At 65.9% G+C, this 1,295-nt stretch carries 2 protein-coding genes; both read left to right on the top strand.

Annotated features, from left to right (window positions below; translation table 11 throughout):
• Positions 1-639 (top strand): branched-chain amino acid ABC transporter permease (locus QTI68_RS40085; protein WP_286529978.1); only part of this gene is annotated, 639 nt, incomplete at its 5' end.
• 12 nt (positions 640-651) lie between these two features.
• Positions 652-1,295, top strand: a 644-nt coding sequence (locus QTI68_RS40080; RefSeq protein ID WP_286529976.1) for a branched-chain amino acid ABC transporter permease, incomplete at its 3' end; no start/stop codon positions are given.

Here is a 1,295-nt window from a genome sequence, read left to right as displayed (position 1 = left end):
GGCATCGTCATCGAGCGGCTGCTGCTGCGCTGGATCTACAAGCTCGACCACCTCTATGGCCTCTTGCTGACGCTCGGCCTCACGCTGCTGATCGAAGGCGTGTTCCGCTCGATCTACGGTGTCTCGGGCCTGGCCTACGACACGCCCGACGCGCTGGCCAGCGCCACCGACCTCGGCTTCATGATCCTGCCCAACTACCGGGCGTGGGTGGTGGTGGCCTCGCTGGTGGTCTGCTTCGCGACCTGGTTCGTGATCGAGAAGACCCGGCTCGGCGCCTATCTGCGCGCCGGCACCGAGAACCCGCGGCTGGTCGAAGCCTTCGGGGTCAATGTGCCGCTGATGATCACGCTGACCTATGGCTTCGGCGTGGCGCTGGCCGCCTTCGCGGGCGTGCTCGCGGCGCCGGTGATCCAGGTCTCGCCGCTGATGGGGCAGAACCTCATCATCGTCGTGTTCGCGGTGGTGGTGATCGGCGGCATGGGCTCGATCATGGGCGCCATCCTGACGGGGCTCGGGCTCGGCGTGATCGAAGGCCTGACCAAAGTGTTCTACCCCGAGGCATCCTCCACCGTGGTCTTCGTGATCATGGTCATCGTGCTGCTCATCCGCCCGGCCGGTCTCTTCGGCAAAGAGAAGTAAGACGGCAGCCCCATGAAAAAGCTCTCCACAGTCATCTACCTGCTGCTGCTCGTCGCACTCGTCATCGCGCCCTTCGTCGGCGCCTATCCGGTGTTCGTGATGAAGCTGATGTGCTTCGCGCTGTTCGCCTCGGCCTTCAACCTGCTGCTGGGCTACACCGGCCTGCTGTCTTTCGGCCATGCGGCCTTTCTCGGCGGCTCGGCCTACGTGGCCGGCCATGCGATGAAGGTCTGGGGCCTGACGCCCGAACTCGGCCTCGTCGCCGGCACCGCGGCCGGCGCCTTCCTGGGCTGGATCTTCGGGCTGCTGGCGATCCGCCGCCAGGGCATCTACTTCGCGATGATCACGCTGGCGCTGGCGCAGATGGTGTTCTTCGTCGCGCTGCAGGCCAAGTTCACCGGCGGCGAGGACGGCCTCCAGGGCGTGCCGCGCGGCAAGCTCTTCGGCCTGGTCGATCTGCAGAACGACCTCACGATGTACTACGTCACGCTGGTGATCGTGGTGGCCGCCTTCCTGCTGATCGTCCGCACCATCCATTCGCCCTTCGGCCAGGTGCTGAAGGGCATCAAGGAGAACGAGCCGCGCGCGCTCTCGCTGGGCTATGACGTCAGCCGCTTCAAGCTGCTGGCCTTCGTGATCTCGGCCGCGCTGTCGGG

It is taken from the genome of Variovorax sp. J31P207, assembly GCF_030316965.1.
Taxonomy (GTDB): Bacteria; Pseudomonadota; Gammaproteobacteria; order Burkholderiales; family Burkholderiaceae_C; genus Variovorax; species Variovorax ginsengisoli_B.
The sequence above is the reverse complement of the archived record's forward strand: the minus strand, read 5'-3'. Positions and strand labels throughout refer to the sequence as shown.